Origin of the sequence: Sphingomonas sp. CCH9-F2 (assembly GCF_001556735.1) — a bacterium.
GTDB lineage: Bacteria > Pseudomonadota > Alphaproteobacteria > Sphingomonadales > Sphingomonadaceae > Sphingomonas > Sphingomonas ginsenosidimutans.
Genome location: NZ_LSJO01000580.1, coordinates 1 through 6,677 on the forward strand (window position 1 = coordinate 1; position 6,677 = coordinate 6,677).

At 67.9% G+C, this 6,677-nt stretch carries 5 protein-coding genes; 2 read left to right on the forward strand and 3 right to left on the reverse strand.

The annotated features are described in order from the left end of the window. Positions 1 to 152: 152 nt before the first annotated feature. A complete protein-coding gene (locus tag AX685_RS16325; RefSeq protein ID WP_420542556.1) occupies positions 153 to 1,199 on the reverse strand; it encodes a YeiH family protein in 1,047 nt (348 codons plus the stop codon). 93 nt (positions 1,200 to 1,292) lie between these two features. Between AX685_RS16325 and AX685_RS16330 the strand changes: the two genes are divergently transcribed. Further along, positions 1,293 to 2,531, forward strand: coding sequence for an MFS transporter (locus AX685_RS16330; protein ID WP_066490571.1), 1,239 nt, complete (start codon positions 1,293 to 1,295; stop codon positions 2,529 to 2,531). A gap of 136 nt (positions 2,532 to 2,667) precedes the next feature. On the opposite strand, the gene AX685_RS16335 is transcribed toward AX685_RS16330, so the two are convergent. Together AX685_RS16335 and AX685_RS16340 are read right to left on the reverse strand one after the other, a co-directional pair. Next, positions 2,668 to 4,992, reverse strand: a complete 2,325-nt coding sequence (locus AX685_RS16335) for a TonB-dependent receptor (RefSeq protein WP_066490576.1) — start codon at positions 4,990 to 4,992, stop codon at positions 2,668 to 2,670. A gap of 73 nt (positions 4,993 to 5,065) precedes the next feature. After that, complete coding sequence (locus AX685_RS16340; protein WP_082741028.1) at positions 5,066 to 6,160, reverse strand: Gfo/Idh/MocA family protein; 1,095 nt, start codon at positions 6,158 to 6,160, stop codon at positions 5,066 to 5,068. A 26-nt stretch (positions 6,161 to 6,186) separates the two neighbouring features. Between AX685_RS16340 and AX685_RS16345 the strand changes: the two genes are divergently transcribed. Further along, positions 6,187 to 6,677, forward strand: a 491-nt coding sequence (locus tag AX685_RS16345; protein WP_231738964.1) for an aldo/keto reductase, incomplete at its 3' end; no start/stop codon positions are given.

Sequence of the window (6,677 nt, forward strand, 5' to 3'; positions counted from 1 at the left end):
GCGCGATTCGACCGCCGAGCCCGCGCGGCGCTAACCGATCCACACGAACGCAAAGGTCGCCCCAGCGCAGGCTGGGGCCTCCCGCGGCTGCTGCCCCTTGAGATCACAGGGAGATCCCGGCCTGCGCCGGTATGACGGCCGGTCCGAAGGCGCTAGCCGATCAGCAGCACCGCCGCGGCCAGCGACAGCACGAACGCCACCAATGTCGCGCCCGCCACGATCACCATCGGGCGCGGCCCCGCCTCCAGCAGCTGCGACAGCGGGGAACGGATCGCGGTCGCGGTGACCGCCGCCGCCAGCAGCCCGGCCGCCGCGCGCTCCGCCGCATGGGTCGCGAAGGCAGGAACGATCCCGGTCGAGTTGATCCCCGCCATCACGAAGAAGCCGATGACGAACCACGGCACCCCCTGCCCCTTGCCCGCTTCGCCGCGCGGCAGGAAGAGCGCCACCACCGCCAGCACCGGCGCCAGCAGCGCGACGCGCGTCAGCTTGACGATCGCGGCGATCTGCCCGGCGCCGTCGGAATAGGAATAGCCAGCGCCCAGCGCCTGCGCGACGTCGTGGATCGACGCGCCCAGCAGGAAACCGGCCTTCAGGTCGCTCATCATCAGCCAGTGCGCGACGAACGGATAGGTGACCATCGCGAGCGCCGACAGCGCGGAGATGACCACCAGCACCAGCGTCAGTTGCGCCTGGCTGGCGCGGCGTTCGCCCAATGTCGTCGCCAGCGCCAGCGCCGCGCTGGCGCCGCAGATCGCGACCGCGCCGCCCGCCAGCGTGCCGAACGCATCGGAAAATCCCAGCCGCCGCGCGATCAGGATGCCCGACCCGATCGTCAGGGCGACGATGGCCACCACCGCCAGCAGCGCCACCGGCCCCAATGCCACGATCTGCCCGAAGGTGACGCGCACCCCGACCAGCACGATCCCCCAGCGCAGCAGCGCGCGGCTGGCGAAGGCGGTGCCGGTCGCCAGCCGTTTGTCCGCAGACAGGAAATTGAGCGCCAGCCCGATCAGCAGCGCCATCAGTGTCAGCGGCGCGCCGTAATGATCGGAGATGAACGCCGCCGCCAGCGTACCCGCCGCCACCACCACCAGCCCCGGCACATGATCGCGCCATGTGCTATGCGGCAGGGGGACGATGTCGCCATACAGGTCCGCGGCCATCGGGAACGACGAAGGTGGACGGTTGCCGGTCATGATCCCCCCTATACGCCGCCGCTCGTTGAGGACTAGCGCGCATCGCGAACGTATGACAACGTTATCGGACAGAAAGTTGCGGGAGGGAAGAGGATGAGCGGAGGCGCCAATCGCGCGCGGTGGGTGATCGTGGCGATGGTGTTCGTCGCGATCATGCTCAACTATGTCGACCGCCAGATCCTGGCGCTGTTGAAACCGACGCTGGAGGCGGAATTCCGCTGGTCGGATCAGGATTACGCCAACATGGGCACCGCGTTTCAGGTCGCGACCGCGTTCGCGTTCCTGGGCACCGGCTGGTTCATCGACCGCGTCGGCCTGCGCCGCGGGTTCGGCGTCGGCGTGGGGGTGTGGAGCCTGGCCGGGATGGCGCATGCCGTCGCCACTACCGTCACCGGGTTCATCGGCGCGCGTGTGGTGCTGGGGATGGCCGAATCGATCGGCACGCCCGCCGCGGTGAAGACCGCCGCGACCTATTTCAACCATCGCGACCGGCAGATCGCGCTGGGCATCGGCAATACCGCCCCCAATGTCGGCGCGGTGGTGACGCCCGCGCTGATCCCGCCGCTGGCAGTCGCGTTCGGGTGGCAGGCCGCGTTCCTGCTCGCGGGCGGGCTGGGGCTTGTTTGGGTCGCGGTGTGGTTCGCGCTGCGCGTGAAGCCGGTCGCGCTGGATGCGATGGAGGCCGCGCCGATCCGCTGGGGCGATATCCTCCGCCGCCGCACCACGCTGGCGATCGCGATCGCCAAGGTGCTGTCGGATCAGGTGTGGTTCTTCATGCTGCTGTGGCTGCCCGATCTGTTCCACCGGCTGTTCGCGCTGCCGCAGGGGACGCTCGGCTGGCCGGTCGCGCTCGCCTACGGGCTGGCGGCGTGCGGGGCGCTGACCGGCGGGTGGCTGCCGACGCGGATGATCGCGGGCGGGTGGAGCGTCAACCGCGCGCGCAAGACGACGATGCTGCTCTACGCGCTCCTCGTCCTGCCGGTGCCGCTGGTCCTGTCCGTCTCGAGCCCGTGGAGCGCCGCGCTGCTGCTCGGCCTGGGGCTGTTCGCGCATCAGGGGTTTTCCACCAACGTGTTCGGCGTCGCCACCGACGTCACGCCCGCGCGCGCGGTCGGCTCAACGATCGGCATCGCGGCGTTCTGCGGCAACCTGTGCTCGATCGGGATGATCCAGTTCCAGGCCTGGGCGCTGGCGAACGGCTGGGGCTACACCCCCGCGCTGGTGATCTGCGCCAGTTCCTATCTGCTGGCGCTGCTGGCGATCCACCTGCTGATCCCGCGGATCGTCCCGGTCGAGCCGGAGGCAGGCGCGCCGCTGGTGGTGGCGCATTGACGGGCGAAAACGTCGCCCCAGCGAAGGCTGGGGCCTCTCTCGGTTCCTGTCGCGCCCGTGCGGACAGAGGTTCCGGCTTTCGCTGGGATGACGAGGCCCGAAGGCCCCTCCCACGTCGGGAGGGGCCGAAGGAACGTCAGAAGTTCACCCGCGCGGTCACACCGTAATAGCGATCGGCCTCGCGCGGGATGATGTAGCGGTAGCTGCCGCCCGGCCCGCCCGAGGTGATCGCCGCGGCGAAGCTCTGGTCGAACAGGTTCTTGACCTGGAAGGTCACGCGATAGCGGTCGTCGGCGTCGATCACCGCTGCCGACACGTCGACCAGGCCATAGCCCTTGATCGTCGTGGCGGCGCGGACCGCGGCATTGGCGTCCAGCTGCGACAGCTGGCTCGACTGGTACGACCCTTGCGCGCCCAGCGCGAAGTCCACCGCCCCGCCGGTCCGCGCGCGCCAGTCGGCGCCCAGCGATCCCTTCCACTTGGGCGCATAGCCCAGCGGCGTGCCCGACGGCACCACGCCGGTGATGTTGCCATTGGTCGGCAGCTTGAACTGGTCGACGCGCGCGTCGGTATAGGCAAGGCCGCCGTTGAACGACAGGTCGCGCACCGGCTGGAACAGCAGGTCCAGCTCGCCGCCACGGGTGGAGATGCGCCCCGCATTGGTGAACCGCGTCACCAGCACGCCGGCGACCTCGTCCGGGTTGTTCGCCTGGAAATTGTTATACTTGGCGTAATAGGCGGCGAGGTTGACGACCAGCTTCCCGCCGAACAGCGTGTTCTTCAGCCCCGCTTCATAGCTGTCGGCCGTCTCCGGCTCGATCACGTTCGTGCCGGTCGCGGTCAGATTGTAGAAGATGTTGAACGCCGGCCCCTTATAGCCGCGCGCATAGGTGGCGTAGAAGGTCGACTGCGGCACGATATCATACTGCACGCCCGCCTTGCCCGACCAATTGTCGTTGGTCGTCTTGCCGGTGAACGGGCCGAAGCTGGGCTGGATGCCCGGCCCCGCCAGCGTGGTGACGCGCCGGTGGAACACGTCCAGCTGGTCGGTGGTGTAGCGGATGCCGACGATGCCGCGGAACCGGTCGGTGAAGTTCAGCGTGCCCTGTCCGAACAACGCGAAATTCTTGAACACCGAACCGAACACCGCGGTGCCGGTCGGCCGCGTGGTCAGCGCCGGCACGGTGCTGCACGGCGTGCCCACCGGCGCACCGTTGCACACGATATCGTCGCGCGTGAACGTGCGGGTCGTTTCCGCGCGCGAATAGAAGGCGCCCAGCACATAGCTGAAGAACTGGTCCGCCGGGCTGGTCAGCCGCAGTTCCTGCGTGATCGTGTTCGACACCTGCGGCCCGACATCGTGCAACTGGTTAAGGCCCGAATAGGCGCGCGGCAGCCAGTCTCCGTCGCGAATCTCTTCGTTATCATATTCGCGATACGAACCGATGTAGGTGACGGTCTGGGTGCCCAGTTCCCAGTCGAACTGGCCGCTGACGCCCCAGCTCTTCTCGTTGGTGCGGGTGACGAGGTCCTGGTTGATCTCGCGCGTCTCGTCGCGGCGTGCGGGCGGCAGGACGGTGGCGGCGAACGCGCCCGCGCTGCCCGCCGCGCCGGTCGGCGTCGTGCCGATCACCTCGGCGCAGCAATTGTCCTTCGATTCGCGATAGTCGGCGATGATCGTCGCGGTGAAATTGGGCGCCAGGTTCGCCACCAGCATCGCGCGCGCACCGTAATGCTCATAGCCGTTCACCCGCTCGCCGTTATAGGCCAGGTTGCGGATATTGCCGTCATAGGTGCCGTAGAAGCCGGTGACGCGCAGCGCCACGTCGCTGCTCACCGGCAGGTCGATCGCGCCGCGCACGCGATATTCGTTGCCGTTGTCGAAGAAGAACCCGCCCTCGACATAGCCGCCCAGGTCCTTGCCCGGCCGCTTGGTGACGATGTTGATGACGCCCGCCGACGTGTTCTTACCGAACAGCGTCCCCTGCGGCCCGCGCAGCACCTCCATCCGGTCGATATCGATCAGGTCGCTGAACGCCTCGCCCGCGCGGCTGTACACCACGCCGTCGACCACGGTGGAGATCGACGGCTCGCCCGCGATCGAGAAGGTCGACGTGCCGACGCCGCGCAGGAACAGCGACTGGTTGATCGCGGTGCCCGATTTGCGGAAGTTGAGCGTCGGGACCAGATATTGCGCGCCCTCGATATTCACCGCGCCGCGCGCCGCCAGCGCATCGCCCGACACGACCGTGATCGCGACCGGCACGTCCTGCAACCGCTCCGACCGTTTCTGCGCGGTGACGATGATATCGCCGACCGGCGCATCCTCCGCCTCCGCCGGGGTCGTGGCGCTGCCGGTCCCGGCGGCGGGATCGGGCGACGCCACCTGCGCGGCGGCGGGCGATGCCGCGATCAGCGCGGACGCGGCGACGGCACTCAGAAACAGGCTCTTGGTCTTCATCTCAACCTCCCCGGAAATTCCCACTCTGCTGGTGGGGTATCACGACTGACTGCGTTGTCAGCCAAGTTCGTCTTTAGTGTCGGAAACCCAGTTCGTGCATCTCGACGACGCGCTTCTCGCGCGCGCTGATTTCCGCGGCGGTCCCGATCGCCACCGCCATCAGGCCGTCGCGCGCGGTCACCTCCACCGCGCCGGCGCCGCGCACCGCGGCGTTGAACCGCTGGTGCTCGTAGAAGGTGGAGCCATGGTGGCTGCCCGCCTTCAGCGCGGCTTCGTCGACATGGACGACGCGCCGTTCGACCTGCTTGGGCTTCATGAAGCCGACGCGGGGGCTGCGCACGATCGCGCCTTCGGGAATCAGCACGTCGAGCCGCGCCTGATCGCCGACCGCGGTGATCTCCTCCTGATTCTCCGCGCCGTCCGCGAACATCGACAGGTCCAGCATCGCGCGCACGCCATTGGCGAAATCGACGGTGGTATAGCTGTTGTCGATGATATCCGGGCGGCGGCCGTCATACGCCTCGTCCAGATGATTCACGTCCATCGCGCCGGAACAATAAACGCGCACCGCCTCCGACCCGGTGATGAGCCGCATCAGGTCGAAGAAATGGCAGCATTTCTCCACCATCGTGCCGCCCGTATTGGCGGAAAAGCGGTTCCAGTCGCCGACCTTCTCCAGGAACGGGAAGCGATGCTCGCGGATCGACAGCATCTTCAGCGCGCCGACGCTGCCGGCGTGCACCGCGCGGATAAATTCCGCGGCAGGCGGCATGTAGCGATATTCCATCGCGGTCCAGAACGGCCGATCGCTCGCCTCGGCCTGCTCGACGATCCAGCGCGCGTCCTCCACCGTCGTCGCCAGCGGCTTTTCGCAAAGGATCGCCAGTCCTTCGCCGAACAGCGGGACCAGCACGTCGCGGTGGGTGTGGTTCGGGCTGGCGACGATCACCGCATCGACCAGCCCGCTTTGGGCAAGGTCGGCGGAGGTCGCGAATACCTGCACCCCGTCGGCCTTCTCGCCCAGCGCATCCTTCGCCCAGCCGAGCGAGGTGGACACCGGGTCGGCAATTGCGGTCACCACCGCGCCCGGCGTGATCGCCAGGTTGTTGAGATGCTCGACCCCCATCATGCCGGTGCCGACCAGGCCGTAACGGACTTGCTCTCCCACGCCTCTTGTCCTTATGTATGACAACGATGTCTGAAATCATTCTATCGCCCGATTCGCGTCCGCTCGGCAAGAGCGGAATTGCCGTAAGCCCGATCGCATGGGGGATGTGGCGCTTCGCCGGCGCCGGTGCGGCACCAGGCCGTGCGCTGATCGAGGCGGCGTTCGACGCCGGTGTCACGCTGTTCGACACCGCCGATATCTACGGCTTCGACGGCGCGGGCGGATTCGGCGATGCCGAGACGCTGCTGGGCGAAATCCTGGCCGACGCGCCGGCGCTGCGCGACCGGATGGTGCTGGCGACCAAGGGCGGCATCACCCCGCCCGTCCCCTATGACAGCGGCCGCGATTACCTGATGCAGGCGCTCGATGCGTCGCTGCGGCGGATGCGCGTCGATCATGTCGACCTGTACCAGATCCACCGCCCCGACATCCTGACCCACCCGCAGGAAGTGGCGCGCACGCTGGAGGATATGGTGTCGGCGGGCAAGGTGCGCGCGATCGGCGTGTCCAACTACAC